This window comes from Curtobacterium phyllosphaerae (assembly GCF_049341865.1).
Classification (GTDB): domain Bacteria; phylum Actinomycetota; class Actinomycetes; order Actinomycetales; family Microbacteriaceae; genus Curtobacterium; species Curtobacterium phyllosphaerae.
In genome coordinates this window covers 464,865-491,369 of sequence record NZ_JBMPIU010000002.1, presented here as the reverse complement: position 1 = coordinate 491,369, position 26,505 = coordinate 464,865, and the positions used below count along the sequence as shown (strand labels likewise).

The window sequence follows — 26,505 nt, the reverse complement described above, 5'->3', positions numbered from 1 at the left end:
GCGGCTGCGCGCTACTTGATGCCGAACCGGACGATGTGGTAATCGCTCGTCCAGATGGGGCGGATGCTCACCCGGCCACCGGGCTTCGGAGCGTCCATGATCATCCCGTTGCCCATGTAGAAGCCGTCGTGGGCCTCGTTGTTGAAGATGACGACGTCCCCGGGCTGCGCGTCGGCCTCGGAGATTCGGGTGCCGGCCGCGTCCTGGAGCGGCACGGAGTGCGCGAGCGAGATGCCGAACTGGGCGTAGACGTACATCACGAAGCCGGAGCAGTCGAAGCCGGCCGGGGTGGCGCCGCCGAACACGTACGGCGTGCCGATGTACTGCTGGCCGACGGCCGCGACCTGGTCGAGGCTGAAGCTCGGGTACTTCGGGTTCGCGACGTAGTCCGCCGCGGTCGGGCCGGTGTACGACGCGAAGCTCGCCGCGGTCTGGGCCCGTGCGGTCTGCACGGCGGCGATGCGCGCGGTCTCCGCGGCCTTGGCGGTGTTCGCGGCGGCGAGGACGGCCGGGTCCGACGCGGTGTAGCCGTCACGGGCGGTGTCGGCGAGGGCGGCGGCGCTCGACACGCGGACCGACTGGCTGTCCGTGGTGCGGAGGTTCGCGGCGTCCACCGCGGCCTGCGACGAGCCGTCGGACTGACCGACGCTCTGCTGGGCGGCGAGCGCGGGGAGCACCTGCGTGCTGAGGAGTCCCGCGGTCAGCGTCACCACGACGACCGGCAGGACGCGACGCTTGACCGGGGTCCGACGCGTCGCGGTGGTCGTCGGGGCGGCGGTCGTGGCTGCCGTCCGGGCGACGGCGGTCGTGGCCGCGGTGCGGGCGGCGGTCGCACGGCGGGCCGGTGCTGCCGGAGCACTGCGGCGGAACGCGCCGGACTTGGCCGCGGCCGCCGCTGCGGTCTCGGCGGCACGCAGGGAACGGCGGGTGGGAGTGGCCTGCGCCAGGTCGCCGGTCAAGGCGTCCGCGGTGGATCCGGTCTGCGTCAAGAGTGTGGTCTCCGGCGCCTCGATCGCACACGACCAGCAGGCCGTTCGGGTGCGACCCCATCCGTTCGTCATCGTTTCCGATCAGGCAGGAGACGGGTTCGAGACGTCCTGCCACGGTTCCCGCCAGCTCGCTTCCAGGCTGGGCGGGACTCGTCGAGAGTACGTGATGCCCGCTGCGGTGTCGAGCCGAAATGGGCACTTTGTAACGGAATGGTAAAGAACACCCGGTCAGAGCGGGGTTTCCGATATCTCATGGCGAGCCGTCCACGCCAGCACCAGATCTGGGGTCACGCTGTACCCCGAGGGGTCGGGGTCGGGGTACGACGAGGAGGACCGCCGGGGCGTCAGGCGTCGATGTAGACGTGCTGCGCGACCTCGACCGGCAGCTCGAGACCGTCGTCTTCGCCGTCGATGCGCACCGACACGTACGCCCCGGCGCGTTGCACCCGCGCGGTCCGACCCGGCATCACGCCGGCCGAACGGAGCTGGTGGAGGAGTTCCGGCTCGAACTGCACGGGCTCGCCGAGCCGGCGGACGACGCCCGAGGCGACCTGGTCGGTGCCCTCGGTCGCGGCGACGATGTTCCGCACGCCGTCGAGGAACCGCCCGGCGGGCGAGTCGCCCAGCTCGTCGAGCCCCGGGATCGGGTTGCCGTACGGCGACTCCCGCGGATGGCCGAGCATCTCGATGATGCGGCGCTCGACCTGCTCGCTCATCACGTGCTCCCACCGACAGGCCTCGTCGTGCACGAAGGCCCAGTCCAGCCCGATGACATCGGCGAGCAGTCGTTCCGCGAGACGGTGCTTGCGCATCACGTGGGTGGCACGCTGTCGTCCCTCGTGCGTGAGTTCCAGGTGCCGGTCGCCCGAGACCACGACGAGGCCGTCGCGCTCCATCCGGGCGATGGTCTGCGAGACCGTCGGACCGGAGTGCCCGAGGCGCTCGGAGATGCGCGCGCGGAGCGGCACGATCGCCTCTTCCTCGAGGTCCAGGATCGTGCGCAGGTACATCTCCGTGGTGTCGACGAGATCGGTCACCGGTCCGCCTCCCCAGTCAAGTCAGCAACCCCGCCATCCTACGTGGTCACGTCCCACGGACCCGACGAACGGACGGGAGGCGCACCCCTGCCGGACGGACCGGTCCCGACCGCGCATGGTCGGGTCGGCTGGGATACCAGTCGCTAGGATCGGCCCATGGCCGACATCGTCATCCCCGCAGACCTCCTCCCCACCGACGGCCGCTTCGGATGCGGTCCGTCCAAGATCCGCGGTGCGCAGCTCGAGGCCCTGGTGACCAGGGGGGCGTCGATCCTCGGGACCAGCCACCGCCAGGCACCCGTCAAGGACCTCGTCGGCTCGGTCCGTGGCGGCCTCCGCGACCTCTTCGACCTGCCCGACGGGTACGAGGTGCTCCTCGGCGACGGCGGTTCGACCGCCTTCTGGGACGCCGCCGCGTTCGGGCTCGTCGAGCGTCGGGCCGAGAACCTGTCGTTCGGCGAGTTCGGCTCCAAGTTCGCCAAGGCCGCCGCTGCTCCGTGGCTCGAGGCACCGCACGTCGTGAGCGCCCCGGCCGGATCGCGGTCCGAGGTCGAGATCGTCGAGGGCGTGGACGTCTACGCGTACCCGCACAACGAGACCTCGACGGGCGTCATGGCCCCGGTGCGACGCGCCCACGGCGACGACGGAGCGCTGACCGTGGTGGACGCGACGAGCGCCGCGGGTGGCGCGATGGTCGACCCGGGCGAGACCGACGTCTACTACTTCGCCCCGCAGAAGAACTTCGCGTCCGACGGCGGCCTCTGGCTCGCGCTCTTCAGCCCCGCGGCGATCGAGCGCGTCGGGCGGATCGCCGCGTCCGATCGGTACATCCCGGAGTTCCTGTCGCTGCAGAACGCCGTCGACAACTCGCGGCTCGACCAGACGCTGAACACCCCGGCCATCGCGACGCTCCTGCTCCTCGACGAACAGGTCCGGTGGATGAACGAGTCCGGCGGACTGGCATGGGCCGACGCCCGGACGCGGGAGTCGTCGTCGGTGCTGTACGACTGGGCGACCGCCTCGGACTACGCGACGCCGTTCGTCGCGGACCCGGACCACCGCTCGCAGGTCGTCGCGACGATCGACCTCGACGACCGGGTCGACGCGGCACGGGTCGCGACGGTGCTCCGCGCGAACGGCATCGTCGACACCGAGCCGTACCGGAAGCTCGGCCGCAACCAGCTCCGCATCGCGACGTTCACCGCGATCGAGCCCGACGACGTCCGCGCACTCGTCGGTGCGATCGACCACGTCGTGGCGCAGCTCGGCTGACCTGCCGCCGGGTGCTTCCGCAGGGCATTGCCCTCCCCGCAGGACACCGCTCCCACGGCGGTGTCTCGGCGGGAGAGCGGCGCCTCGGGGGCGGTGTCTCGGGGGCGGTGTCTCGGGGACTACTCCTCGTCGTCGGAGTCGTGCGCGGCGGCCTCGGCCTCCTCGACGTCGACCCCGTCGAAGTCGTCGTCGTCATCATCGAGATCGTCGTCCAACTCATCGTCGTCGTCGAGATCATCGTCGTCATCCGACACGTCGTCGTCCGACTCGTCGTCGTCGAGATCGTCGTCGTCGTCGAGATCGTCGTCGTCCTCGTCCGACTCGTCGTCGTCCTCCCCGGACTCGTCGCCGTCGTGCTCGGACTCGTCGCCGTGCCCGTCCTCGCCCTGCGCCGCGCGCCAGTCGGCGAGCCGCTCGGACCAGGGCACCCAGTCCGGCGCGAGCAGCGAGCCGTCCCCGGGCATCAGCTCGACTTCGAGCACGGTCGGGTCGTCGCCCTCGACCTGGGCGACGCTGACGGTCCACCGCCACCCCGGGTAGCCGGGCATCGTGTTCGCGAAGCGGACGGACACGACGCCGTCGCCTTCGTCCACGGTGTCGACGTGGGCGCCGACGGTGGACTCCGGAGTGACCTCGAGGAGCGCCCGACGTGCCAGCGCGGTGGGATCGTCGATCATCGCGTCACGCATCCAGCTGGTCCGCCACGTGGCGGAGGATCGTCGCCGTCCGACGGCCGTTCTTCGGGTAGTGCCCGTGGCGGAGGTCGCCGCTGATCCGGTCGAGCTCCTTCACGAGGTCCTCGATGATCACCGACATGTCGTCCGCGGAGCGGCGCTGGATCTTCGCCAGGCTCGGCCCGGCCTCGAGGACGCGCACCGAGAGCGCCTGGGTCCCGCGCTTGCCGGCGACGACGCCGTACTCGAGTCGGGTCCCCGCCTTGATGGTCTCGAGTCCCTCGGGGAGTGCCGACGCGTGCAGGAAGACCTGTTCGCCGTCGTCGCCAGCGATGAAGCCGAACCCCTTCTGCTCGTCGTAGAACTTGACCTTGCCGGTCGGCATGACTGCACTCCTTGATCATGGGCACCGCGTTCGGAGTGCCGGGTCGTCTATCCTTGGCACGTGGCCAGACAGACCCGAACCCCTGAGCAGGCGCCGAGTTCGCTCGAGCCTGTGGTGACGTCCAATCGTAGCGAACGAACGCTGGCGTTCATGGTCGCCGGCGTCCTGGGCGTCTCGCTCATCGCGTTCATCATGCTGATCGTCGCCTGGCTGACGATCAAGACGATCCCCGGCACGGGCATCTGGCCGCTCGTCACGGTCCTGCCCGAGATCGGGTTCCCGGTCGGCATGCTGCTCGTGTTCGCCCTGCTCGCGGTCACGTGGATCCGACGGGCACGGCAGAACAAGGACGGATCGCGCTGACCGCCCGGCCGCTGGACACGACGGACGACGCTCGATGACGACCGCGGCTGATCTCGCCTCCCGGCTCCGGGCGCTGCCCGCCGAGGACCTCGTCGTCCTCGTCGTCGGTCGGCGCCTCCCCGGCGGCGCCCTCGCGGCGAACGGCCCGGCGGCGATCACCGACTTCTTCGACCTCGCGGACGCCCTCCGTGGCCCGGACTCCATCGACCGGGCGCTGGAGCGCCTGCCCCGGGCGACGCTCCTGGCGCTCCGGGACCCCACCCGGACCGACGACCTCGGCCCGGCCCTCGCGCTCGGGCTCGCGACGTCCGACCCGGCCACCGGCACGCCGCAGGTCGACGACGCCGTGGCGGAGCGGCTCGCGGCCCGCACCGATCTCCACCGCGCCCTCGACGACGGGCCGGCACCGCGCCTCCCGTCCGACCGTCCGACGGAGGCCGACCCACGGTCGGGAGGCGCGACCCGCGTGCCCGACGCACCGACTGACCCGCAGGCGGTCGCGCGGGCGACCGGCGTGGCTGCGGAGCGGGCGTTCACGACCATGACGACGCTCGCGGAGCTGCTCCGGCAGGTCGACGACGGTGTCGTGCACGAACTCGCCAAGGGCGGCATCGGCGCGCCGCTCGGACGCCAGCTCGCCGCCGTGTCCGGAGCGGGGCCCGAGGACGTCGGCCCCCTGCTCGACGTCCTCGCGATGGTGGGCCACGTGGACACGGTCGACCAGACGTGGAGCGCGACCGACGAGGGCCGCTCCTGGCTCGTCCGCAGCTGGCCGGACCGCTGGGCGGACCTCGTCGCGCACTGGCAGGGCGCCCTCCCCGACCCGGTCCGCGGCGTCCTCGCACTCGCCGGCGACGACTGGTCCGACCTCGCCGCGCTCGGGCGCTGGGCGTACCCGGGCGGCGCCGAGTGGCTCGACTCGGACCTCGACCGCGCCGCCGACGTCGCCGACCGACTCGGTCTCGTGGTGGACCAGATCGTCACGCCGACGGGTCGTGCGCTCCTCGACGCCGATCCTCGGCGGGCGGTCGCGGCGGCGAGTGCCGACCTCCCGCCGACGGTCGACGCCGTGTACCTGCAGCACGACCTCACCGTGATCGCTCCCGGACCGCTGACGCCCGCGGACGACCAGCGGCTCCGACGCGTGGCCGACGTCGAGGCACCCGGTCTCGCGACCCGGTACCGCATCTCCGAGGAGAGCATCCGCCGCGCGCTCCTCGCCGGGATCGACCGTGCGGAGATCCTCGACACGTTGTCCGGGTTGTCCGCCACGGCGCTGCCGCAGCCCGTCGGGTACCTCGTCGACCAGGTCGCCGCGCGCGCCGGCAGCATCGTCGTGGACCGCGCGGCCGGCGGGGTCGGCACGGTCGTCCGGGGGCCCGCCGACCAGCTCGACCTGATCGGCGTCGACGCCGAGCTGCGGCACTTCACGTGGGACCGACTCGCGCTCGACTCGCTCGGGACCCGGTACCCGCCCACCGTCGTCGCCGCGGAGCTCGAGGCCCAGCGCTACCCGGCCGTCGTCGCCGCCGGTGCACGACCGCCGCGTCCGACCACCGATGCGCCCCGCCGTGCGGCGGTCCGGACGCCGGAGTCCCAGGCGCGGGACCTCGTCGAGCGGCTGCGAGTGACGACGGAACGGGGCGACCGGGAGCCGGAGCAGGAGTGGCTCGGCCGACAGATCGACCTGGCGGTCCGCGGCAAGGTGCCGATCCGGGTGACGGTGCAGATGCCGGACGGATCGCAGGTGCCCTTCACCATCGTGCCGACGTCCGTCGCTGCGGGCCGGGTGCGCGGGCGGGACACGCACGCCGACGTCGAGCGGACCCTGCCCCTGTCCCTCGTGGTGGCCGTCGAGTCCGAGGCCTGACCGCCACAGGCCCCGGCTGCGCCCCACGCTGCCTCGTCCCCACCTCGCCTCGTCCCCGCCGAGAATGCGACAACCGGCAGTCCGGAGCCGGACACACCCCGCGCTCCTGCATCCTCGACCGCGCACACCAGCGCACACCCGGGACACGTAGGCTGGAACGCCTATGAACGGGCCACTCATCGTGCAGAGCGACCGGACCGTGCTGCTCGAGGTCGCACACCCGGACGCCGACGACGCACGCCACGAACTGTCCACCTTCGCCGAGCTGGAACGTGCCCCCGAGCATGTCCACACCTACCGCATCACCCGGCTCGGCCTCTGGAACGCGCGCGCCGCCGGCCACGACGCCGAGCAGATGATCGCGACGCTCGAGCACTTCGCCAAGTTCCCGGTCCCGCAGAGCGTCACGGTCGACATCCGCGACACCGTGGCCCGCTACGGCCGCCTCGTGATCCGGCGCGAGGACCCGGCCGACGCCCCGGCGATCGCGAACGACGCGACCGAGGAGCTCGAGCGCCAGCCGACGCTCGTCCTCACCGCGGTCGACCCGAGCGTCCTCGCCGAGGTCATCCGGTCCAAGCGGATCGCACCGCTCCTCGGCGAGCGCCGCTCGGACACCTCCGTCGAGCTGCAGCAGTGGGCCCGCGGACAGGTCAAGCAGGAGCTCGTCAAGATCGGGTGGCCGGCCGAGGACCTCGCGGGCTACACGCCGGGGCAGCCGCACGCGATCGACCTCGACACCTCGGAGTGGAGCCTCCGCGAGTACCAGCAGGACGCGATCTCGAGCTTCTTCTCGCAGGGCTCGGGTGTGGTGGTGCTCCCCTGCGGCGCCGGCAAGACCCTCGTCGGCGCGGGGGCGATGGCCACCGCGAAGGCCACGACGCTCATCCTCGTGACGAACACCGTGTCGGCCAGGCAGTGGCGCGACGAGCTCCTCAAGCGCACGACACTCACCGCGGACGAGATCGGGGAGTACTCCGGCAGCGTCAAGGAGGTCCGCCCGGTCACCATCGCGACCTACCAGATCCTCACGGCCAGGCGGAAGGGCGTCTACACGCACCTGTCGCTGCTCGACGCGATGGACTGGGGTCTCGTGGTCTACGACGAGGTCCACCTGCTCCCGGCGCCGGTCTTCAAGCTGACCGCGGACCTGCAGGCCCGTCGTCGGCTCGGCCTCACGGCGACCCTCGTGCGCGAGGACGGTCGGGAAGGCGACGTCTTCTCCCTCATCGGTCCGAAGCGCTACGACGCCCCGTGGAAGGAGATCGAGGCGCAGGGCTACATCTCGCCCGCCGAGTGCTACGAGGTCCGCATCGACCTGCCGCACGAGGACCGTCTCGAGTACGCCGCGTCGAGCGACGAGGACCGGTACCGCCTCGCCGCGACGAGCCCCGCGAAGACCCCCGTGGTCCGCGAGCTCATCGAGAAGCACCGGGGTGAGCAGATCCTGGTGATCGGGCAGTACATCGACCAGCTCGACGAACTCGCGGCCCAGCTCGACGCCGCGGAGATCACCGGTGCGACCCCGATCGACGAGCGGGAGCGGCTCTACCAGCAGTTCCGCGAGGGTGCGATCGACGTCCTCGTGGTCTCGAAGGTGGCGAACTTCTCGGTGGACCTTCCGGACGCGACGGTCGCCATCCAGGTGTCGGGGTCGTTCGGCTCCCGCCAGGAGGAGGCACAGCGCCTCGGGCGGCTCCTCCGCCCGAACAAGGACGGCGTCCCGGCGTCCTTCTACACGCTCGTCACGCGCGACACGGTGGACCAGGACTTCGCCCAGAACCGTCAGCGGTTCCTCGCCGAGCAGGGGTACGCCTACACGATCCTCGACGCGGACCAGCTCGCGCCCGCCTGAACCGCACGTCGCGGACGCGACCAGGAGACGGTGGGGAGGAACGGTGCCAGCCCGCACCGTCCCTCCAGTCCGCGTTCCACTCCTGTACCAATCGTTCCCAGGGAACCCCGAGGGAACGGCCAGATACTTGCTCCATGACCGATGGCCCCAAGATCCTCATCGTCGACGACGAACCGAACATCCGCGACCTCCTCACCACGTCGCTGCGCTTCGCGGGATTCGCGGTGCGCGCCGTGGGGAACGGTGCACAGGCGATCTCCGCCGTGCTCGAGGAAGAACCGGACCTCATCATCCTCGACGTCATGCTCCCCGACATGAACGGTTTCGGCGTCACCAAGCGCCTCCGTTCCTCGGGCTACACGTCGCCGATCCTGTTCCTCACCGCGAAGGACGACACCGAGGACAAGATCACCGGGCTCACGGTCGGCGGTGACGACTACGTCACCAAGCCGTTCTCGCTCGACGAGATCGTCGCCCGCATCAAGGCGATCCTCCGTCGGACGATGAACGACGAAGAAGACGCGATCATCCGCGCCGGCGAGCTGACGATGGACCAGGACACGCACGAGGTCACCATCGGCGACGCGCAGATCGAGCTCAGCCCCACCGAGTTCAAGCTGCTCCGCTACCTCATGCTCAACCCGAACCGCGTGCTGAGCAAGGCGCAGATCCTCGACCACGTGTGGGAGTACGACTTCAACGGGGATGCCGGGATCGTCGAGTCCTACATCTCGTACCTCCGCCGCAAGCTCGACCAGTACTCGGCCGAGCCGGTGATCCAGACCAAGCGCGGCTTCGGCTACATGTTGAAGGCCTCCAAGGCCTCCTAGCGACCGGCTGTCGGCGCGACCCCAGCTTCGGGCGGGGTCGCGCCGATTACTGTGTACGCAGCATGCACGCACGCCTCTCTCACTGGTGGAACGAGATCTCGCTCCGCACCAAGATCACGGGGATCACCGTCCTCCTCGTGACGCTCGGGCTGCTCGTGGCCGGGCTCGGGACGATGACCGCCCTGTCGACGTACCTGATGGGGCAGATCGACTACAACGTCACCTCGACCGCCAAGAGCCTCGACAACCAGCAGAACCAGGTCTCGGCCGAGGGCTACTGCAACTTCTCGATCCAGCTCGGGAGCACCACGTACATCAGCGTCTACAACGCCGACGGCGACCTCATCTGCCACACCAGGTCGTCGGACGAGGAGCCCGACACGAGCGACCTCGACGCGACGGCGGCCGCGGCGTCGAACCCCGACTCGCCGTTCTCGCTCTACGACGCCGACCACAACCACGAGTGGCGTGCGATGGTCGTCGACGCGACGGTCAAGGGCACCGGCCAGGACCTCAAGATCCTCGTCGCGATCTCCTCCCAGAACGCGGATGCCACGATCACCCGCTTCACGGCGATCTTCCTCGGGTTCGGGTTCTCGGTCGTGCTGCTCGGCGCCATGCTCACGCGGCTCCTCGTCACCGCGACGTTCGACCCGCTCCGCGACGTCGAGGACACCGCGGCACGGTTCGCTGCCGGAGACTTCTCGCAGCGTCTCGGCGATGAGACACCGAACACCGAGGTCGGACGTCTCAACCGGTCGTTGAACACCATGCTCGAGCGCATTGACTCCGCGTTCGACGACCGACAGCGCACGATCGAACAGATGCGCCGGTTCGTCGGCGACGCCTCCCACGAGCTCCGGACGCCGCTCGTGTCCCTCCGTGGGTACGCCGAGCTGTACCGGATGGGCGCGCTCCGCAAGGACGAGGACGTCGCCCAGGCGATGGACCGCATCGAGAAGGAGGCCAAGCGGATGGGCCTCCTCGTGCAGGACCTCCTGCAGCTCGCGCGCATCGACGAGTCCAAGCCGCTCGAGCTCGGCCCGGTCGACCTCGTCGCGATCGCCCGGGACTCCGCGCTCGACACGATGGCCTCGAACCCGGACCGCGAGATCCAGGTGCTCCTGACCGACGCCGTCACCGGTGTCGGTGTGCCGCAGTGGGTCGGTCCGGCCGCACTCCCCGCCGCACCCGGTGGGTCGCCGTCATCGCCGTCCGCCAACGTCACGGGGCCGATCGCGTTCGCCGGGGCGACCTTGGCGCGACTCCGCGCCCGTCGGAACCGCGCGATGAACGTCGAGTCCTCGACGGGTCCGTCGACCGCCGAGCTGCCGACCGTGGTGCTGCCGGCGCGACCGCCGGTGGTGCTCGCCGAGGAGAACAAGATCCGCCAGGTCGTCACGAACCTGATGGGGAACGCGATGCGGTTCACACCCCACGACGACGCGATCGAGATCGGGATCGGCGTGGACGAGTCGCGCGAGATGGCGCACCTCGACGTGGTCGACCACGGCGAGGGCATCCCGCCGCAGCTCCGGGAGAAGATCTTCCAGCGGTTCTGGCGGGCGGACACCTCGCGTGCGCGGGACACGGGCGGCTCCGGACTCGGGCTCGCGATCGTGTCGGGGATCGTCGCGGCGCACCACGGCGACGTCGAGGTGTTCGACACCCCGGGCGGCGGTGCGACCTTCCGGGTGTGGTTGCCGCTCCTGCCCCGTGACTACGTCGCGCCGTCGGAGTCGTCCGCCGAGTAGCCCGTGCGCGCTCGGTTCGGGGTCGCACAACACGCCGCGTCCCGCTGCCGGGGTCGCACAACACGCCGCGTCCCGTCGGCGGGGTCGCACAACACGCCGCGTCTCGCTGCCGGCGTCGCACAACACGCCGCGTCCTGCTGCCGGGGTCGCACAACACGCCGCCTCCCCTCGCCGGGGTCGCACAACACACCGCGTCCGCCCACCCCGAGACGGCGCGTCCTGCGACCTCGACGTCACGCGGCCGGGCGGGTCGCGCCCCTGAGTGCCTGGGCGAGACGCCGCAGGAAGTCGTCCGGTGCGGCAACGTCCCGCGCGGTGACGTGCAGCACGGTCCACCCGTTCACCACGAACCCGTTCGATCGAGACGCGTCGTGCTGCCACGTACCGCGGTCGGTCCGGTGATGATCGCCGTCGTACTCGATCGCCACGCGGGCGGCTCGGTAGACCATGTCCGGCCGACCGAGGAACGTCCCCGTGTCGTCGAACACCGCCACGTTGAGTTCGGGCTCCGGAAGCCCACGGTCGACGACGGCCAGTCGAGTGATCGTCTCCATCGGCGACTCGGACCCGACCCGGACGCGTTCGGCGGCGCGTCGCAGCGCGATCGAGCCACGCGACCGTCTGACCCGTGCGGCAGTGACGAGTTGGTCGGGCGTCGCGAGTCGTCGCTCGCCCACGATGTGATCACCGACGATGACGAGCTCGGACTCGCGGAGAAGTACGGCGCAGTCACACCACGTCCCGACCGCATCGGACACCGGGAGGTCCCGGATTCGGACGGATCCACCGAGGACAGCGAGCGAACGATGTCCGACGACACCCGGGCGACGCATCACCGGGCCTGCACCGATGGTCGTGACGTGGACCGGATCGTGCGCGCGGTCCAGGCGGCGCGGGAGGGGGAAGCCCCACAGCCTGGCAGCCGTGAGGTGGCTGAACCGCTGGTCGTCGCGCATGACGAGTGCCAGGGCACGAACGAGGTCGAGATCGTCGTGCTCGAGGGCGACAGCGATGCGGACGCCGTGGACCGGGGATGACAGGTCCGATCGGCGGAGGCGTGTCGCAGGCACGCCGATCAGCCGCTCGTCGTCGACGCGGAACGGTCCGCTCCCGAAGCCGCTCGGGAGTGGTCGCAGAGGTGTTGGCATCCCGCGAGCGTGGCCGGACCACCGACATCCACCGCGGCCCCCTGGGTGACCTGTGGAGCGATCACGTGGTGCGTCACCTGTGCAGGACGCCCACTCCCCGGGCCAGATCGCACCAAACGCCGTGGACGGGGGCCGAGGTCGCGGGACGCGCCGCGTGGTCGAGGCCCGAGACGGCGTGTTGTGCGATCTCGACGCCGTCGGCGGGCGCGGCGGGCGCGGCGGGCGCGGCGGCCGCGGCGGGCGCAGCGCCCGGGTACGCGGAACGGGCCGCCCTCCCGGAGGAGAACGGCCCGCTCAGGACACGAAGGTCGGACTAGAAGTCCATGCCACCCGTCGGGTCGCCGGCCGGAGCCGAGACCTTCTCGGGCTTGTCGGCGACGACGGCCTCGGTGGTGAGGAACAGTCCGGCGATCGACGCAGCGTTCTGCAGCGCCGAACGGGTCACCTTGGCCGGGTCGATGATGCCCGCCGCGATCAGGTCGACGTACTCGCCGGTCGCGGCGTTGAGGCCCCACCCGGACTCGAGCTCGCGGACCTTGGCGGCGACGACACCCGGCTCGAGACCGGCGTTCAGCGCGATCTGCTTGAGCGGCGCGTCGATCGCGACGCGGACGATGTTCGCCCCGGTCGCCTCGTCGCCCGTCAGCTCGAGGCTGTCGAGCGCGACCTTGCCGGCCTGGATGAGTGCGACGCCACCACCGGCGACGATGCCCTCTTCCACAGCCGCCTTCGCGTTGCGGACGGCGTCCTCGATGCGGTGCTTGCGCTCCTTGAGCTCGACCTCGGTCGCCGCACCCGCCTTGATGACGGCGACGCCACCGGCGAGCTTGGCGAGACGCTCCTGGAGCTTCTCGCGGTCGTAGTCGGAGTCCGTGGCCTCGATCTCGCTGCGGATCTGGCGCACGCGACCGGCGATCTGCTCGCTGTCGCCAGCGCCCTCGACGATGGTCGTCTCGTCCTTCGTGATGACGACCTTGCGGGCACGACCGAGGAGGTCGAGCGTCGCGTTCTCGAGCTTGAGACCGACCTCTTCTGCGATGACCTGACCACCCGTGAGGATGGCGATGTCCTGCAGCATGGCCTTGCGGCGGTCGCCGAAGCCCGGGGCCTTGACGGCGACGGACTTGAAGATGCCGCGGATCTTGTTCACGACGAGCGTGGCCAGGGCCTCACCGTCGACGTCCTCGGCGATGATCAGGAGCTGCTTGCCCGACTGGATGACCTTGTCGACGACGGGGAGCAGGTCCTTGATGTTCGAGATCTTCGAGTTGACGATGAGCACGTAGGCGTCCTCGAAGACGGCCTCCTGGCGCTCCGGGTCGGTCACGAAGTACTGCGACAGGTAGCCCTTGTCGAAGCGCATGCCCTCGGTCAGCTCGAGCTCGGTGCCGAACGTGTTCGACTCCTCGACCGTGACGACGCCTTCCTTGCCCACCTTGTCGATGGCCTCGGCGATGAGCGCGCCGATGGTCGGGTCCGCGGCCGAGATCGACGCGGTCGCGGCGATCTGGTCCTTGGTCTCGATCTCCTTGGCGTCCGACAGCAGCTGAGCGGAGACGGCCGCGACGGCCTTCTCGATGCCCTTCTTCAGGCTGATCGGGTCCGCGCCCGCAGCGACGTTGCGGAGGCCCTCGCGGACCAGCGCCTGTGCCAGCACGGTCGCGGTGGTCGTGCCGTCACCGGCGACGTCGTCGGTCTTCTTGGCGACCTCCTTGACGAGCTCCGCACCGATCTTCTCGTAGGGGTCGTCGAGTTCGATCTCCTTGGCGATGGAGACGCCGTCGTTCGTGATCGTGGGGGCGCCCCACTTCTTCTCGAGGACGACGTTGCGGCCGCGCGGGCCGAGCGTCACCTTCACGGCGTCAGCCAGGATGTTCAGGCCGCGCTCGAGGCCACGACGGGCCTCCTCGTCGAAAGCAATGATCTTTGCCATGTGTGTTTCTCGTCCCTCCCGGACGTCGTGCTGGACGCGATGGTCGTTGGCACTCGATGCAACTGAGTGCTAGCCGATTCTGGCACTCGCACCCGGTGAGTGCAACCTCCGGCCGGTCCTCCGCGCGAGCCCGGGGCGAACACCCAGCCGCACGCACGACGGAGCACGCTGCCCCGAGGGACGACGCGCCCCGGACGCACGACGGAGCGCGCCGCCCCGAGGGACGACGCGCTCCCGACGAGCTCGGTGCTCAGGCGGGCTTGACCGCCTCGGCCTGCGGGCCCTTCGAGCCGGTGCCGACGTCGAACGTGACCGCCTGCCCCTCCTCGAGCACCTTGTAGCCGTTCATGTCGATCGCCGAGTAGTGCACGAAGACATCCTGTCCGCCGCCGTCGACGGTGATGAATCCGTAGCCCTTCTCGGCGTTGAACCACTTGACGGTTCCGTTGGCCATGTTCATTGCTCCCTGCGATGTCGCTGACGGTGGGGCGTGGGTTCGCGCACCACCGGGTCCGAGTGCTCAGGCACTTCACCCGGGTTCGTCCTGACGAGCGCACACGGTGTCCGTCGGCATTCTGATCGCTGGGGTGACCAATTGCGATGCTAGCCGCGTCAGCGGTTTCGACAAGGGCGATGAGCGCGAATCCCGCGGGTGGTCCCGGAACTCAACATGCCTGTAACACGACCGAAACGAACGACCCCGGAACGGCGCCTCGCGGCCGGGCGTCAGCGGGCGTAGTCGGCGCCGAGGACGACCGTGACGTCGGAGTTCGGGAACGCCGTGGACTTCTGCACGGACCCGACGCCGAGCGTCACGACGATGCCGCGCGCGATGGCCGCCTGGTCGTCGGACTGGTAGTAGACGATCGTCGACGGCGCACCCTTGGTCGACGCGTTCCCGTCGGACGCGACCTGCCAGCCGGCGTTCTCGAGCGTCGCCGTCCCCGTCGCCGCGAGTCCGCCGGTGTTCGTGCCGTTCAGCACCGTGAGGGTGATGCCCGATGCCTGCGCCGACGGACCCGCGGTGGGCTCCGGCGTCGCGGAGGCGGATGCGGGCGCCGATGCGGACCCGGACGCCACGGCACTCGACCCGGCGCCGTTGCCGGTGAACTGGATGCTGTCGTTCAGCACACCGAGCACGACGGCGCCGCCGCCGACGAGCACGCCGGTCGCGAGCGCGGCCCAGGCGAACAGGATCCAGCCGCGTCCGCGGCGCGGTAACCCGCGGTGCGCACCGACCCTGGGGCCGTCGGCGACGTCGTCGAACCGGTCTCGGGGGAATCTACTCATGCGCGTCGGTGCGTCCTTCGTGGTCTGCGCGCTCGGCCCCGAAGGACCGTTCCGCGCGTGCGTTCGTCCGACTCCGCCGGAGTCGGTGCAGCCGGGTCACGAGCTGCGGGTCGAACGCGAGTGCTGCGGGGGTGTCGATGACACGGTTCAGGACCTGGTAGTACCGGGCGGGCGACATGTCGAACTCGACGCGGATGTCGGCCTCCTTCGTCCGGTCGTGTCTCGCGCGGTCGTGCTCGAACACGAGGACGTGCCGAGCGAGCTCCGAGAGGTCGGAGTCGGTGCGGGGTCCGGTCACGTCGATCCGTTCGCTCACTGATCACCGCCCATTCGGATACCGACGGCGCTCACGGTCGTCGCAATAGTAGGGGTGACGGTCCGCTCGACCCTGGCATGCCCCTGGCAGGTCGCGAAGAAGCCCTCAGATCCATCGCACGGTGGTGCCGTGCGCGTCGGCGAGCGCCACGGCGACCCCGTCGAACGACACGGTCGCGAACGCGTCGGGGTCTCCGGGGTCGACGCCGTCCGGCAGCGTCGACGCCACCCCGTGCAGGATCCCGGTGCGTTCCATCGCGACCCAGTGCACCCCGAGCGCGGTGACCCGGTCGACGAACGCCTGCCGTTCCGCACCGGGGACGTACACGAGGGTCCCGGTCGTCATGACGACCGGGGTGCACCCGGACGGGAGCGCGGCGAGCGCACGGTCGAGGTCGTCCGGCACCCGGCCGGTGATGCGGACGGGAGGCGCGGCCAGCGTCGCGCGGGCGGCCGCGCGCATCAGGGCGGTCCGGTCCGTCGCCTCCGGCGGGACCGCCTCGACGAGCCGGTCGAAGGCGCGGGGCTCCCGGAGGTCGATCGGTGCGGGGTCGAGGCCGACCCGTCCGGCGATCGCCGGCACGACGAACGGTTCCGGCACGCGTCCCGTCGCCCGGGCGGAGAGCGCGAACGAGGGCTGCGCGGTCGAGGACGTCATCCGGACCGGCCCGTCGTCGGTGACGTAGTCGAGCACGACGTGGTCCGGCACGCTGCAGAGCCCGGCGCTGACCCCGACGTCGAGCAGGCCGATCGGTCCCGGCATCCGGGCGAACAGCGGCAGGACCGCGGCGAGCCGTCGCGGGTCGTTCGCCTGCATGGTCGCGAGGGACGCCGCCTGGACGACCTCGTCGGGCCGCGTCCGGAGCAGCCGGACGAGTGCGGTGGGGTCGACCGGGTCGGCACCGAGGCGTCGGGCGACCGCGAACACGAGCTCCGGCTGGCGCTTCGTCGGCGGCAGACGGTCGAGCACGGCGACGACGTCCGCGGCGGACGCGACCGATCTCGCCCACGCGGCGTACGTCGGCCACGCGGCCACGAGCCTCCCGGCGGTCGCGGTGTACCGGTCGGCCGTGCCGGACGCGACCATCAGCGGGGACCCGGCGCGCGGTACATCCCGACGTGCCTGATGCCCGCCTCGACGTAGGAGGCGCCGAACCGGACGAAGCCGCTCGCCGCGTACAGCCCGGCGACGTGCTCCTGGGCGTGCAGTGCGATCGGGTCGGTGCCGTGGGCGTCGAGCACGGCCTCCACGAGCCGGTGCGCGAAGCCCCGCCTGCGGTGTCCGACCTCCGTCGCGACGCGTCCGACCACCCAGCGTGCAGGCTCGGCACCGTCCGGGGAGACCTCGGCGGCCGACGGTCGGATCAGGCGCAGGTACGCCGCCGCCACGCCCCCGGCGCCGTCGATCCACCAGTGCTCAGTGTCGTCGGCCTGGTCCCGGGGCTCGAAGTCCTCGTCGGTGACGCGCTGCTCGAGGGCGAAGACGCGGTTCCGGAGGCGCACGATGCCCCAGAGGTCGTCGCGGTCGAGGTCCGTCCACCGTGCGCACCGTACGGAATGTTCACCCACGCCACCGAGTTTAATGACGTGACCGACCCTGACGGTCAGACCTGGAGGTACGCAAGTCATGGCATACAACGTGGAGAAGTCCGACGCCGAGTGGCGCGAGGAGCTCGACAAGGAGCAGTACGCCGTCCTGCGGCAGGCCGCCACCGAGCGTCCGTGGACCGGTGAGCTGCTCGACGAGGAGCGCGCCGGCGTCTACACCTGTGCCGCGTGCGGCGCGGAGCTGTTCAAGAGCGGCACGAAGTTCGACTCGGGCTGCGGGTGGCCGTCGTTCTACGAGTCCGTGCGGCCGGAGGCGGTCCAGCTCATCGACGACGACACCCTCGGCATGAAGCGCACCGAGGTCCGCTGCGCGAACTGCGGCAGCCACCTCGGCCACGTGTTCCCGGACGGGTTCGGGACGCCGACGGGTGACCGCTACTGCATGAACTCGATCTCGCTGGCCTTCACGCCGGGCGAGTGAGCACCCCGGCCCGCCGGTACACTGGTCGGGCCAGCCGGCGTGGCGCAATTGGTAGCGCACCGTACTTGTAATACGGGGGTTGCGGGTTCAAGTCCCGCCGCCGGCCCTCAGCAGGACACCGCCGGGGAACAGCGGTGCCCGACATCTCACGGTGAGCACGTCGGTGGCGTCGCCGGCGCACTCGCCTACGACGCCACCGACGGATCGGTCATCGTCCGCCGACGAGCTTCCGCTCGCGCTGCGCGGTGCCGGCCGTGCCGTACGGGTAGTCGTCGATCTGCGGGACGCTCGCGGAGTCGAGGGCCTCGACCTCGTCGGCGGTCAGGACGACGTCCGTCGCACCGAGGTTGTCGACGAGCTGCTCGACGGTCCGCGCACCGAGGATGACGCTCGTCACGGCGGGCCGGCCGAGCAGCCAGGCGAGCGAGACCTGCGACGCCGAGACCCCGTGCGCCTCGGCCGCGGCGTGCACCGCGTCGAGGACCGCCCACGTGCGCGGGTCGGCGTTCCGGGCCTCCCACGCCTCCATGCCGCGCGTCGGGTTCTCGCCGAGGCGGGTCGCACCGGTCGGGGCCTGGTCCTTGACGTACTTGCCGGAGAGCCAGCCGCCCGCGAGCGGCGACCACGGCAGCAGACCGATGGCCGCGTCGAGGCAGGCGGGCACGATCTCGTGCTCGATGTCCCGGACGAGCAGGTTGTACTGCGGCTGGAGCGTCACGGGCGGTGCCCAGTGGTTGGCCTTCGCCTCGTAGACGGCCTTCGTGATCTGGTAGCCGAGGTAGTTCGAGAACCCGTAGGCGCCGATCTTGCCGGCCGAGACGGCGTCGTCGAGGAACCGGAGCGTCTCCTCGATCGGGGTGAGGGCGTCCCACGCGTGCATCTGGTAGAGGTCGATGTAGTCGACGCCGAGACGGTCGAGCGACGCGTCGAGCGCCTTCGTGAGGTGGCGGCGGGAGAGCCCGACGTCGTTCGGGCCGTCGCCCTGCGGGAACCGTCCCTTGGTCGCGAGGACGATCTGCTCCGCCTCGGTCGGGTGGCTGCCGAGCCAGCGGCCGATGATGCGCTCCGACTCGTTGCCGGAGTAGACGTCCGCCGTGTCGACGAACGTGCCGCCGTGTTCGACGAACGTGTCGAGGATCTGGTGGGAGGTGGTTTCGTCGGCTTCACTGCCGAAGGTCATGGTGCCGAGTGTCAGCGACGACACGACTGCACCGCTGTTGCCGAGGAGTCTGTAGTCCATGCTCCGGACGGTAGCCCTCCGGGTCGCCGCGTGTGCGTCGATGCACGAACGGTGCCGCTATGCGCACTGGGGCGGACCAGACGGGAGGCGCGGGTCGGCTCGGTCCCGCGCCCGGCGTCCGTCAGCGGGTCCGGTCGAGGAACGCGACGGCGGCCTGGCGGAACACCCCGGAGGTCGGCGCGTTGAAGTGGTGCCGGCCCGGTATCTCGAGGAACTCGCCGCGTGGGGCGGTCGTCGCGAGCCGCCGCGACGCGGGGAGGACGCCGTCCTCGCTCCCGGTGGCGAGGAGGAGCGGCTGCGTGGGCGCGTTCTCCGGCGTCGGCGAGACGGTGCCGCGCATCCCCTCGATGAGCGCGACGAGGGCACCGAGGTCGTTGCCGGGCACCCCGGACGCCATCGTCACGTACGTCGCCGTGAGACGGTCCTCGACGGGTGCGCCGGTCTCGACGAACGCCCTGGCCTGGTCGACCCGCAGCCGGAGCATCGGGTCGGCGTCCGGCACGCCGCCGAGGACCGCACGGCTGATCCGGTCGGGCGCGCGGTCGGCAGCGTGCCACCCGACCCGCGCACCGAGCGAGTACCCGAGGTACGCGACGTCGTCGAGCAGGTAGCCGTCGAGGACCGCCATGACGTCGGCCACGAGCAGCTCCATCGAGTAGCACTCCGGCCGGTGCGGCTTCGCGCTCGCGCCGTGTCCGCGCTGGTCGATCGCGACGACGCGCCAGCCGGCCCGCGTCAGGTCCCGCGTCCACCCCGAGGCGTGCCAGTTCAGGAGCGCACTCGACGCGAACCCGTGCACCGCGAGCACGACGGGCGCGTCCGGGTCCCCGAAGTCGTAGGTGGCGATGGCCGTGCCGTCCGGGGACTTCACGATGCGCGGCTCGGGAACGTCGGGCACGGGGGTCATGGCCGTACGAGGCTACCGAACGCGTGGCATCGTGGCGCGCATGGACGAACACCGCGTCGGCTACGGGGCCGACCAGATCCGCGCTGCCGAACGACCGCACCTCGCCGCCGGGGAACCGCTGATGCCACGCGCCGCCACGGGTCTCGCCGACGTCGTCGCGGGCCTCCTCGACGACGTCGCCGTGACGGCGTCGGACGGGCCGGGCCGGGTGCTGCTGCTCGTGGGGAGCGGCGACAACGGCGGCGACGCCCTGTACGCCGGGGCGTCCCTCGCCGAGGCCGGCCACACCGTCGAGATCGTGCGGACGGGGTCGCGCGTGCACGAGGACGGGCTGGCGGCGGCGCTCGGTGCCGGCGCGCGCCTCCCGGCCGAGAACGTCCTGACGGACGCGACGCCCGTCGCGGACGTCACCCGAGTCGTGACGGAGGCGGCGCTCCGCGCCGACCTGCTGCTCGACGCCGTGCTCGGGATCGGGCGGACCGGGTCGACGGCGCTCCGTCGCCCGGCCCGGGAGGCCGTGTCGGCCGTCCGCGAACTCGCCCGTGACCAGCGCGCACCGTTCGTGGTCGCGGTCGACGTGCCGAGCGGGATCGATGCCGACACCGGTGCCGTGTCGGACGAGCAGGTGCTGCAGGCCGACGTCACCGTGACGTTCGGCGGCGTCAAGGCGGGCCTTGTCCGCGGGCCGGGCAGTGCGCTCGCCGGACGGGTCGTGCTCGTCGACGTCGGGATCGGCGACGAGCTCGCCGGGGTCGAGCCTCTCGTCCCCTGACGCACGCCGTCCGCGCCGTCAGCTCCGTCCGCTCCGTCCGCCCCGCTCCGCTAGCATGCGTCCCGGTACGTCTCCTCGAAGTGCCGGTAGTTCGCGGCGATGACGTCCTCGGCGTCCTCGGACCGCATCTCGCCGTCGACGACGTGCCCGAGCGGCTCCTCCCAGATGCTCCGGCCGATCGCGAACCCGACGAACCCGTCCACGGGCGCGGCGACGGACAACCAGCGGTCCAGGTCCTCCTGCGCGGCGTCCCGGCCGAGGATGATGCACTGCACCGAGTCCCGACCACCCTGCCGGGTCGCCGCGACGATCCGCTCGGCGTCCTCGCGACGGTCCAGGCCCTCGATCTTCCAGACGTCCGGCTCGACGCCGTGCTCCTGCAGGTAGCCGACGACCTCGACGGTCAGCGTGGGGCGGAGGTCCCGGTCGTAGTCGTCGACGGAGTCCTCCTGGTCGTCGGTCCCCGGCACGAGGAGCTCGAGCAGGAACGTCCGGCCGGCGTCGTGCAGGGCGGTCGTGACGGCGGCGAGCCGTGTCGCCTGCCCGGCACGGTCGGACTCGTCGAACGCCGGGTTGTCGCGGACGAGCACCTTGACGTAGTCCGGGTCGAACTCCTCGACGTGGCGCATCCACTCGCCGTCGGTGCCGTCGCCGTACTCGAACGCGAAGAAGTCCTGGCCGGACGCCTCGATCGGCATCGCGAGCTGGAGACCGGCGTCCTTCACCATCCGGGCGACCTCGGCCCCGTACCGCTCGTCGACGAGGACACCGGCGCGGGCCCGATCGGCACCGCGGGACAGCGCGTCGAGGAGCCCGCGGTAGACGAGCTGCTTGCCGGCGCTGATCCGCGCGATGACGGCGGGGTCGGTGGGCTGCCCGGAGTCGACGCCGTACGTGGTCTTCGCGAGCGAGTCGCGGTGGTCCATCGCGAGGATGAAGACGGGGTGGTCGCGGTCGAGAGTGGTCATGCGGCGATGCAACGCCGTCGCGCCGAGAGCCGGCTCAGCGACCGGGGGACGCGCTCCGGGACCGCGCATCCCGGGCACGCCGCCGTCCCGACCCCTAGGTTCGGGGCATGACGTTCAACGACGACACCGAGCTCTCCGACGGCAGGGTCAAGCGACGCGGTCGTACCGCAGGCATCGCCGGGGGCGGGGTCGGCCTCGCCGCGGTGGTCGTGTTCCTCATCGCGCAGTTCACCGGCGTCGACGTCTCCGGACTCGTCGGCGACGGCGGCGGCACGACCACGATCGAGACCGGTTCCGACGCCACCCCGGTCGCCGGGTGCCAGACCGGGCGCGACGCGAACCAGCGGGTCGACTGCCGGATGGAGGGTGCCGCGGAGTCCCTCGACGCGTACTGGACCACGGAGTCCGGGCAACTCGGGTTCGCGTACCGCGCACCGGAGTTCTTCCTGTTCGACGGCTCCACCGACACCGGATGCGGTCAGGCGTCGAGCTCGACGGGACCCTTCTACTGCCCGCCGGACCGGGCGATCTACCTGGACACCGCGTTCTACGACGACCTCCAGGACCGGTACGGGTCGTCCGGTGGGCCGCTCGCGCAGATGTACGTCGTCGCCCACGAGTGGGGGCACCACGTCCAGCAGCTCGAGGGCACGTTCGCGACCACCGACCGGTCGAGCGGCGCGTCGTCCGGCAGCGTCCGGACCGAGCTGCAGGCCGACTGCTACGCCGGAGCGTGGGTCGGTGCCGCGGCGACCACGGAGGACGCGAACGGCCGGACCTTCTTCGCGCCGATCTCCCGTGCCCAGGTCGCCGATGCGCTGAGCGCGGCGTCCGCCGTCGGCGACGACCGCATCCAGTCGGCGTCCGGCGGGCAGGTCGATCCGGACTCGTTCACGCACGGCACGAGCGCCCAGCGGCAGCGCTGGTTCGCGCAGGGGTACGAGCAGGGCGCCGCACGGTGCGACACGTTTGGCGTCCCGGCGTCGCAGCTCTGACGCCGACCGACGTGTCAGTCCGCGGTCGGGGTCGGGGACGGTGTGGGCGTCGCCGACTCGTCGTCGTCGCCCGCGGCGAAGCTGCTGCCCGCGGCGGTGACGATGAACGTCCGGAACTCGGCGTTCGAGAACGGCAGGCTGTAGTCGTACTTCTTCCCGTTCACGAGGATCGTCGGCGTGCCGGAGAACGTCGTGACGTTCGAGTGCGGGATGCCGTCCGAGGTGACCTTGGTCGTCTCGTCGTCCACCCACTTCGCGAACTCCTGGTCCTGGATGCATCGCGTGATCGACGCCAGGTGCGTGATGCCCTTCGTCTTCGCGACGAGCGCCGTCAGGGCCGCGTCGTCGAGCCCTGAGGTGTTCTCCCGCGGTTGCGCGTCGAACAGGGCCTGGTTCACGGCGAAGAACTGGTTCGGCGAACTGTTCGCGACGCACGCCGCCGCGTTCGCCGCACGGAGCGAGTACTTCGTGCCCTGCGACCGGTTCGTGAGGATCGCGATCGGGTGGATCTGGACCGTCGCGGCGCCGGAGTTGACGAGCCCGCGGACGTACGAGCTGTTCTCCTGTTCGAACTGACCGCAGATCGGGCAGAGGTAGTCGATGTACAGGGTGATCTTGACGGTGTCGCCGGAGCTCGTGCCGTCCGTCGCCGCGTCGCTCGGGTCGGCGCTCTCGGTCGGCGTGGCGCTGCCGGACGCGGTGGCGCTGCTGCTCGCGCTCGAGCTCGCCGACGGGGTCGCCGCACCCGAGGACCGTGCGCCGACCACCTGCAGCCCGCGCCCGATCGTGATGCCGCCGTTCGCCATGTTCGCGGGGCCGGGGCCCGCCGGCTGCACGGAGTTGACGAGCACAAGGGTGACGACCGCGACGACCGCGAGCAACACGACGCCGATCCCGGCCTGGATGCCGATGCGGACCCCGCGCTGGCGGCGCTTCTGCTGCGCGCGGGCCTTCTGCGCACGGAGCCGTGCCGCCGCGCGGCGGTGGTTCCGCGACTCGCGCAGGGGCTTGTCTGCAGGGCGGCCCGTACCCTCGGGGCGGTTCGTCATGCGGGGGTCCTCCGTGATCGACCGGCGGTGGTGTTGCCGCCTGCGTCCGAACGGCCTCAGCACCCCCGCGCGGCCCGGACGGACCTCGGAAGTGTAGTGGGCGGCACTGGGAGGAGTCCAAACGCGCGCATGGACCTCGGTGTCGACGGCGTCGGACTGGCGTTCCACCCCGAAATCGTGTTCTATTGCCTCGATGGTCGATGTCGCCCATCCGGGGGCCCCCGGGCCGCCGTTCCTCACTACGGATCGTCCGGCACGTACCTGCCGGTGAAGGAGCATGAACGCTCATGGCGTCAGTCACCTACGACAAGGCAACCCGTCTCTACCCCGGAGGCACCCGCGCAGCGGTCGACTCCCTCGACCTCGAGGTCGCCGACGGCGAGTTCCTCGTCCTCGTCGGACCGTCCGGTTGCGGCAAGTCCACCTCGCTCCGCATGCTCGCCGGGCTCGAGGAAGTCAACTCCGGCAACATCCTGATCGGCGACCGCGACGTCACCGACATCCCGCCGAAGGACCGTGACATCGCGATGGTCTTCCAGAACTACGCGCTGTACCCGCACATGACCGTCGCCGAGAACATGGGCTTCGCGCTCAAGATCGCCGGCGTCGGCAAGGACGAGCGTGCCACCCGTGTGCAGGAGGCAGCCAAGCTCCTGGACCTCGAGGAGTACCTCGGCCGCAAGCCCAAGGCGCTCTCCGGTGGTCAGCGTCAGCGCGTCGCGATGGGCCGCGCGATCGTCCGTCAGCCCCAGGTGTTCCTCATGGACGAGCCGCTGTCGAACCTCGACGCCAAGCTCCGCGTCCAGACCCGTACCCAGATCGCGTCGCTCCAGCGTCGTCTCGGCGTCACCACGGTCTACGTCACCCACGACCAGACCGAGGCCCTCACCATGGGCGACCGCATCGCCGTCCTCAAGGACGGCATCCTCCAGCAGGTCGGCTCCCCCCGCGACCTCTACGAGAAGCCGCAGAACGTGTTCGTCGCCGGCTTCATCGGTTCGCCGGCCATGAACCTGCTCCCCGCCGACGTCGTCGACGGTGGCGTCCAGTTCGGCACCTCGGTCGCCGCGGTCGACCGCGACGTCCTGGGTAACGCCAAGTCGGGCAACGTCACGATCGGCGTCCGTCCGGAAGACGTCGTCGTCTCGACGTCGGGCGAGGGCCTCAAGGTCCAGGTCGGCCTCGTCGAGGAGCTCGGCGCGGACGGCTACCTCTACGGCCACACCGAGGTCGGCGGCAAGCGCGTCGACGTCGTGGCCCGTGTCGACGGCCGCCAGCACCCGTTCGCGGGCGACACCGTGTACGTCACGGCGCACGCCGGCCGCGTGCACGTGTTCGACACCGAGTCGGGCGAGCGTCTCGGCGACAAGGCCGTCGTCTCCGCCTAGTCATCGGTACCATCACCACACGGGGAGCCCGTCGGATCGCCTCACCAGGGCGGCCCGGCGGGCTCTCCGCCGTCTCGACGGGGGTCGCCTCCGTCGCGAATCCCCCCGCCACCTCCTGAAAGGCGTGCACGCCGTGCCCGACTCGATGTCCATCACCGCGGCCACCGTCGACCCCGGGCTGCTCGACCTGCCGTGGGACCTGCCGCTCGGGGCATGGCCCGACGAGACCATCGCGGCGCTCCCGAAGGGCATCTCCCGGCACCTCGTGCGGTTCGTGCACCTGAGCGGGTACGTCGTCGCGGTCAAGGAGACGAGCGAGGAGCTCGCCCGGAGCGAGTACGACATGCTCCGGACGCTCCAGCGCATGGACGTGCCGTGCGTCGACCCGGTCGCGGTGATCACGAACCGCGTCGATGCGGACGGCGCCCCCCTGCAGCCCGTGCTCGTCACCCGGCACCTGCGGTTCTCCCTGCCGTACCGCGCGCTGTACTCGCAGACGCTCCGTCCGGAGACCGCCACCCGGCTCGTCGACGCGCTCGCGGTGCTCCTCGTCCGGCTGCACATCATCGGGTTCTTCTGGGGCGACGTCTCGCTCTCGAACACCCTGTTCCGTCGTGACGCGGGGGCGTTCGCGGCGTACCTCGTCGACGCCGAGACCGGCAAGCTCTACCCGGGCGGCCTGTCGAACGGGCAGCGCGAGAACGACCTCGAGATCGCGCGGGTGAACATCGCCGGGGAGCTCCTCGACCTCGAGGCCGGAGGACGCCTCGACGAGAACGCGGACCCCGTGTCGGTGTCCGACGGCATCGTCGCCCAGTACCGCACGCTCTGGAAGGAGCTCACGGGCACGGAGCAGTTCGCCGCGTCCGAACGCTGGCGGATCAACGACCGCGTGGAGCGCCTCAACGACCTCGGGTTCGACATCGAGGAACTCGCGATCAAGACGGCCGAGGGCGGCACGCAGGTCCGGATCCAGCCGAAGGTCGTCGACGCCGGCCACCACCAGCGGCGTCTGCTCCGCCTGACCGGCATCGACGCCGGGGAGAACCAGGCCCGTCGGCTCCTCAACGACCTCGACTCGTACCGTGCGCGGAACGGCCGCGAGGAGCTCGACGAGGAGATGGTCGCCCACGAGTGGGTGTCCCGGGTGTTCGAGCCGGTCGTCCGGGCGATCCCCCGCGACCTCCGCGGCCGCCTCGAACCGGCCGAGGTGTTCCACCAGCTGCTCGAACACCGCTGGTTCATGGCGCAGCAGCAGGAACGGTCGATCTCGCTGCCCGAGGCGACGACCGCCTACGTCAACGACGTGCTCCGGCACCGGCGGGACGAACGGCTCCTCATCAACCCGCCGACGAACGCCATCACGCTGCCGATGGACCTGGTCGACGACGCACCGGTGTCGTCCGACGACGAGGTCGACGACTGGCGCGCGACCGTCTGAC

27 protein-coding genes and 1 tRNA gene are annotated in these 26,505 nt (G+C 71.1%); 13 read left to right on the top strand and 15 right to left on the bottom strand.

All coding sequences use genetic code 11. The annotated features are described in order from the left end of the window. Window positions 1-11 precede the first annotated feature (11 nt). Window positions 12-989 carry a C40 family peptidase gene (locus tag ACO0E0_RS05530; RefSeq protein WP_422870391.1) on the bottom strand — a complete coding sequence of 326 codons (978 nt, stop codon included), beginning with the start codon at window positions 987-989 and terminating at the stop codon, window positions 12-14. Window positions 990-1,333: 344 nt separating this feature from the next. Next, window positions 1,334-2,026 (bottom strand): iron-dependent transcriptional repressor DtxR, encoded by a 693-nt coding sequence (locus ACO0E0_RS05525; protein ID WP_422870390.1) that lies wholly within the window; start codon window positions 2,024-2,026, stop codon window positions 1,334-1,336. A 156-nt stretch (window positions 2,027-2,182) separates the two neighbouring features. Here ACO0E0_RS05525 and serC point away from each other — a divergent pair, with 156 nt between their 5' ends. Then, a complete protein-coding gene (serC, locus tag ACO0E0_RS05520; protein ID WP_422870389.1) occupies window positions 2,183-3,298 on the top strand; it encodes a phosphoserine transaminase in 1,116 nt (371 codons plus the stop codon). A 119-nt stretch (window positions 3,299-3,417) separates the two neighbouring features. On the opposite strand, the gene ACO0E0_RS05515 is transcribed toward serC, so the two are convergent. After that, window positions 3,418-3,975 (bottom strand): DUF3027 domain-containing protein, encoded by a 558-nt coding sequence (locus tag ACO0E0_RS05515; RefSeq protein WP_422870388.1) that lies wholly within the window; start codon window positions 3,973-3,975, stop codon window positions 3,418-3,420. 4 nt (window positions 3,976-3,979) lie between these two features. Then, window positions 3,980-4,357: a cold-shock protein gene (locus tag ACO0E0_RS05510; RefSeq protein ID WP_422870387.1), complete on the bottom strand. Its 378-nt coding sequence runs from the start codon at window positions 4,355-4,357 to the stop codon at window positions 3,980-3,982. A 150-nt stretch (window positions 4,358-4,507) separates the two neighbouring features. Between ACO0E0_RS05510 and ACO0E0_RS05505 the strand changes: the two genes are divergently transcribed. From ACO0E0_RS05505 to ACO0E0_RS05485, 5 genes are all read left to right on the top strand, one after another. After that, window positions 4,508-4,720 (top strand): hypothetical protein, encoded by a 213-nt coding sequence (locus ACO0E0_RS05505; RefSeq protein WP_422870386.1) that lies wholly within the window; start codon window positions 4,508-4,510, stop codon window positions 4,718-4,720. A gap of 34 nt (window positions 4,721-4,754) precedes the next feature. Beyond that, window positions 4,755-6,590 (top strand): helicase-associated domain-containing protein, encoded by a 1,836-nt coding sequence (locus tag ACO0E0_RS05500; protein ID WP_422870385.1) that lies wholly within the window; start codon window positions 4,755-4,757, stop codon window positions 6,588-6,590. Between the two features lie 163 nt (window positions 6,591-6,753). Next, window positions 6,754-8,445, top strand: a complete 1,692-nt coding sequence (locus ACO0E0_RS05495; RefSeq protein ID WP_422870384.1) for a DNA repair helicase XPB — start codon at window positions 6,754-6,756, stop codon at window positions 8,443-8,445. Window positions 8,446-8,579: 134 nt separating this feature from the next. Continuing rightward, window positions 8,580-9,275 (top strand): response regulator transcription factor, encoded by a 696-nt coding sequence (locus ACO0E0_RS05490; protein ID WP_055950466.1) that lies wholly within the window; start codon window positions 8,580-8,582, stop codon window positions 9,273-9,275. Window positions 9,276-9,337: 62 nt separating this feature from the next. Next, a complete protein-coding gene (locus ACO0E0_RS05485) occupies window positions 9,338-11,029 on the top strand; it encodes a sensor histidine kinase (RefSeq protein ID WP_422870383.1) in 1,692 nt (563 codons plus the stop codon). A gap of 233 nt (window positions 11,030-11,262) precedes the next feature. Here ACO0E0_RS05485 and ACO0E0_RS05480 read toward each other — a convergent pair whose 3' ends face one another. After that, window positions 11,263-11,583, bottom strand: coding sequence for a DUF559 domain-containing protein (locus tag ACO0E0_RS05480; RefSeq protein ID WP_422870382.1), 321 nt, complete (start codon window positions 11,581-11,583; stop codon window positions 11,263-11,265). A 126-nt stretch (window positions 11,584-11,709) separates the two neighbouring features. On the opposite strand from ACO0E0_RS05480, the gene ACO0E0_RS05475 reads away from it, so the two are divergent. Next, window positions 11,710-12,066: a hypothetical protein gene (locus tag ACO0E0_RS05475; RefSeq protein WP_422870381.1), complete on the top strand. Its 357-nt coding sequence runs from the start codon at window positions 11,710-11,712 to the stop codon at window positions 12,064-12,066. A 424-nt stretch (window positions 12,067-12,490) separates the two neighbouring features. On the opposite strand, the gene groL is transcribed toward ACO0E0_RS05475, so the two are convergent. From groL to ACO0E0_RS05445, 6 genes are all read right to left on the bottom strand, one after another. Beyond that, on the bottom strand, window positions 12,491-14,110 hold the full coding sequence (groL, locus tag ACO0E0_RS05470) for a chaperonin GroEL (RefSeq protein ID WP_422870380.1): 1,620 nt from the start codon (window positions 14,108-14,110) through the stop codon (window positions 12,491-12,493). Between the two features lie 250 nt (window positions 14,111-14,360). Further along, window positions 14,361-14,564 (bottom strand): cold-shock protein, encoded by a 204-nt coding sequence (locus ACO0E0_RS05465; RefSeq protein ID WP_422870379.1) that lies wholly within the window; start codon window positions 14,562-14,564, stop codon window positions 14,361-14,363. A gap of 272 nt (window positions 14,565-14,836) precedes the next feature. After that, on the bottom strand, window positions 14,837-15,400 hold the full coding sequence (locus ACO0E0_RS05460) for a LytR C-terminal domain-containing protein (RefSeq protein WP_422870378.1): 564 nt from the start codon (window positions 15,398-15,400) through the stop codon (window positions 14,837-14,839). Then, on the bottom strand, window positions 15,393-15,698 hold the full coding sequence (locus ACO0E0_RS05455; protein WP_422870377.1) for a DUF3263 domain-containing protein: 306 nt from the start codon (window positions 15,696-15,698) through the stop codon (window positions 15,393-15,395). Before ACO0E0_RS05455 ends, ACO0E0_RS05460 begins: the two co-directional genes overlap by 8 nt. A 123-nt stretch (window positions 15,699-15,821) precedes the next feature. Further along, on the bottom strand, window positions 15,822-16,802 hold the full coding sequence (locus ACO0E0_RS05450; protein WP_422870376.1) for a DUF2332 family protein: 981 nt from the start codon (window positions 16,800-16,802) through the stop codon (window positions 15,822-15,824). Next, complete coding sequence (locus ACO0E0_RS05445; protein ID WP_422870375.1) at window positions 16,802-17,284, bottom strand: GNAT family N-acetyltransferase; 483 nt, start codon at window positions 17,282-17,284, stop codon at window positions 16,802-16,804. Before ACO0E0_RS05445 ends, ACO0E0_RS05450 begins: the two co-directional genes overlap by 1 nt. A gap of 58 nt (window positions 17,285-17,342) precedes the next feature. Between ACO0E0_RS05445 and msrB the strand changes: the two genes are divergently transcribed. Next, window positions 17,343-17,744 (top strand): peptide-methionine (R)-S-oxide reductase MsrB, encoded by a 402-nt coding sequence (gene msrB, locus ACO0E0_RS05440; RefSeq protein WP_422870374.1) that lies wholly within the window; start codon window positions 17,343-17,345, stop codon window positions 17,742-17,744. Between the two features lie 33 nt (window positions 17,745-17,777). Continuing rightward, window positions 17,778-17,850 (top strand) — tRNA-Thr (locus ACO0E0_RS05435). Between the two features lie 102 nt (window positions 17,851-17,952). Here the strand turns inward: ACO0E0_RS05435 and ACO0E0_RS05430 are convergent. Both ACO0E0_RS05430 and ACO0E0_RS05425 read right to left on the bottom strand, forming a co-directional pair. Further along, complete coding sequence (locus ACO0E0_RS05430; RefSeq protein ID WP_422870373.1) at window positions 17,953-18,984, bottom strand: aldo/keto reductase; 1,032 nt, start codon at window positions 18,982-18,984, stop codon at window positions 17,953-17,955. 121 nt (window positions 18,985-19,105) lie between these two features. After that, window positions 19,106-19,891: an alpha/beta fold hydrolase gene (locus ACO0E0_RS05425; RefSeq protein WP_422870372.1), complete on the bottom strand. Its 786-nt coding sequence runs from the start codon at window positions 19,889-19,891 to the stop codon at window positions 19,106-19,108. 40 nt (window positions 19,892-19,931) lie between these two features. Between ACO0E0_RS05425 and ACO0E0_RS05420 the strand changes: the two genes are divergently transcribed. Next, window positions 19,932-20,663, top strand: a complete 732-nt coding sequence (locus ACO0E0_RS05420) for an NAD(P)H-hydrate epimerase (protein WP_422870371.1) — start codon at window positions 19,932-19,934, stop codon at window positions 20,661-20,663. A 50-nt stretch (window positions 20,664-20,713) separates the two neighbouring features. Here ACO0E0_RS05420 and ACO0E0_RS05415 read toward each other — a convergent pair whose 3' ends face one another. Further along, window positions 20,714-21,700, bottom strand: a complete 987-nt coding sequence (locus tag ACO0E0_RS05415) for a 2-deoxy-5-keto-D-gluconate 6-phosphate aldolase domain-containing protein (RefSeq protein WP_422870456.1) — start codon at window positions 21,698-21,700, stop codon at window positions 20,714-20,716. Window positions 21,701-21,738: 38 nt separating this feature from the next. Between ACO0E0_RS05415 and ypfJ the strand changes: the two genes are divergently transcribed. Next, entirely contained in the window at window positions 21,739-22,626 is an 888-nt protein-coding gene (gene ypfJ, locus ACO0E0_RS05410) for a KPN_02809 family neutral zinc metallopeptidase (protein WP_422870370.1), read from the top strand. A gap of 14 nt (window positions 22,627-22,640) precedes the next feature. Here the strand turns inward: ypfJ and ACO0E0_RS05405 are convergent, their stop codons facing one another. Continuing rightward, window positions 22,641-23,675, bottom strand: a complete 1,035-nt coding sequence (locus ACO0E0_RS05405; protein ID WP_422870369.1) for a DsbA family protein — start codon at window positions 23,673-23,675, stop codon at window positions 22,641-22,643. A gap of 287 nt (window positions 23,676-23,962) precedes the next feature. Between ACO0E0_RS05405 and ACO0E0_RS05400 the strand changes: the two genes are divergently transcribed. Both ACO0E0_RS05400 and ACO0E0_RS05395 read left to right on the top strand, forming a co-directional pair. Continuing rightward, window positions 23,963-25,063 (top strand): ABC transporter ATP-binding protein, encoded by a 1,101-nt coding sequence (locus tag ACO0E0_RS05400; protein ID WP_422870368.1) that lies wholly within the window; start codon window positions 23,963-23,965, stop codon window positions 25,061-25,063. A 145-nt stretch (window positions 25,064-25,208) separates the two neighbouring features. Continuing rightward, the gene (locus tag ACO0E0_RS05395; RefSeq protein WP_422870455.1) at window positions 25,209-26,504 is read left to right on the top strand and encodes a DUF4032 domain-containing protein; all 1,296 of its coding nucleotides are present in this window, start codon (window positions 25,209-25,211) and stop codon (window positions 26,502-26,504) included. Window position 26,505: the final 1 nt, after the last annotated feature.

What these genes read in the sequence shown, in the direction of transcription:
- ACO0E0_RS05460 (WP_422870378.1), bottom strand. Translation starts at nt 15,400, where the DNA reads ATGAGTAGATTCCCCCGAGACCGGTTCGACGACGTCGCCGACGGCCCC.
- ACO0E0_RS05430 (WP_422870373.1), bottom strand. Translation starts at nt 18,984, where the DNA reads ATGGACTACAGACTCCTCGGCAACAGCGGTGCAGTCGTGTCGTCGCTG.
- ACO0E0_RS05405 (WP_422870369.1), bottom strand. Translation starts at nt 23,675, where the DNA reads ATGACGAACCGCCCCGAGGGTACGGGCCGCCCTGCAGACAAGCCCCTG.
- msrB (WP_422870374.1), top strand. Translation starts at nt 17,343, where the DNA reads ATGGCATACAACGTGGAGAAGTCCGACGCCGAGTGGCGCGAGGAGCTC.
- ACO0E0_RS05505 (WP_422870386.1), top strand. Translation starts at nt 4,508, where the DNA reads ATGGTCGCCGGCGTCCTGGGCGTCTCGCTCATCGCGTTCATCATGCTG.
- ACO0E0_RS05420 (WP_422870371.1), top strand. Translation starts at nt 19,932, where the DNA reads ATGGACGAACACCGCGTCGGCTACGGGGCCGACCAGATCCGCGCTGCC.
- ACO0E0_RS05480 (WP_422870382.1), bottom strand. Translation starts at nt 11,583, where the DNA reads ATGGAGACGATCACTCGACTGGCCGTCGTCGACCGTGGGCTTCCGGAG.
- serC (WP_422870389.1), top strand. Translation starts at nt 2,183, where the DNA reads ATGGCCGACATCGTCATCCCCGCAGACCTCCTCCCCACCGACGGCCGC.
- ACO0E0_RS05395 (WP_422870455.1), top strand. Translation starts at nt 25,209, where the DNA reads ATGTCCATCACCGCGGCCACCGTCGACCCCGGGCTGCTCGACCTGCCG.
- ACO0E0_RS05485 (WP_422870383.1), top strand. Translation starts at nt 9,338, where the DNA reads ATGCACGCACGCCTCTCTCACTGGTGGAACGAGATCTCGCTCCGCACC.
- ACO0E0_RS05465 (WP_422870379.1), bottom strand. Translation starts at nt 14,564, where the DNA reads ATGGCCAACGGAACCGTCAAGTGGTTCAACGCCGAGAAGGGCTACGGA.
- ACO0E0_RS05515 (WP_422870388.1), bottom strand. Translation starts at nt 3,975, where the DNA reads ATGATCGACGATCCCACCGCGCTGGCACGTCGGGCGCTCCTCGAGGTC.
- ACO0E0_RS05490 (WP_055950466.1), top strand. Translation starts at nt 8,580, where the DNA reads ATGACCGATGGCCCCAAGATCCTCATCGTCGACGACGAACCGAACATC.
- ACO0E0_RS05415 (WP_422870456.1), bottom strand. Translation starts at nt 21,700, where the DNA reads ATGCGCGGTCCCGGAGCGCGTCCCCCGGTCGCTGAGCCGGCTCTCGGC.
- ACO0E0_RS05500 (WP_422870385.1), top strand. Translation starts at nt 4,755, where the DNA reads ATGACGACCGCGGCTGATCTCGCCTCCCGGCTCCGGGCGCTGCCCGCC.
- groL (WP_422870380.1), bottom strand. Translation starts at nt 14,110, where the DNA reads ATGGCAAAGATCATTGCTTTCGACGAGGAGGCCCGTCGTGGCCTCGAG.
- ypfJ (WP_422870370.1), top strand. Translation starts at nt 21,739, where the DNA reads ATGACGTTCAACGACGACACCGAGCTCTCCGACGGCAGGGTCAAGCGA.
- ACO0E0_RS05510 (WP_422870387.1), bottom strand. Translation starts at nt 4,357, where the DNA reads ATGCCGACCGGCAAGGTCAAGTTCTACGACGAGCAGAAGGGGTTCGGC.
- ACO0E0_RS05400 (WP_422870368.1), top strand. Translation starts at nt 23,963, where the DNA reads ATGGCGTCAGTCACCTACGACAAGGCAACCCGTCTCTACCCCGGAGGC.
- ACO0E0_RS05425 (WP_422870372.1), bottom strand. Translation starts at nt 19,891, where the DNA reads ATGACCCCCGTGCCCGACGTTCCCGAGCCGCGCATCGTGAAGTCCCCG.
- ACO0E0_RS05495 (WP_422870384.1), top strand. Translation starts at nt 6,754, where the DNA reads ATGAACGGGCCACTCATCGTGCAGAGCGACCGGACCGTGCTGCTCGAG.
- ACO0E0_RS05450 (WP_422870376.1), bottom strand. Translation starts at nt 16,802, where the DNA reads ATGGTCGCGTCCGGCACGGCCGACCGGTACACCGCGACCGCCGGGAGG.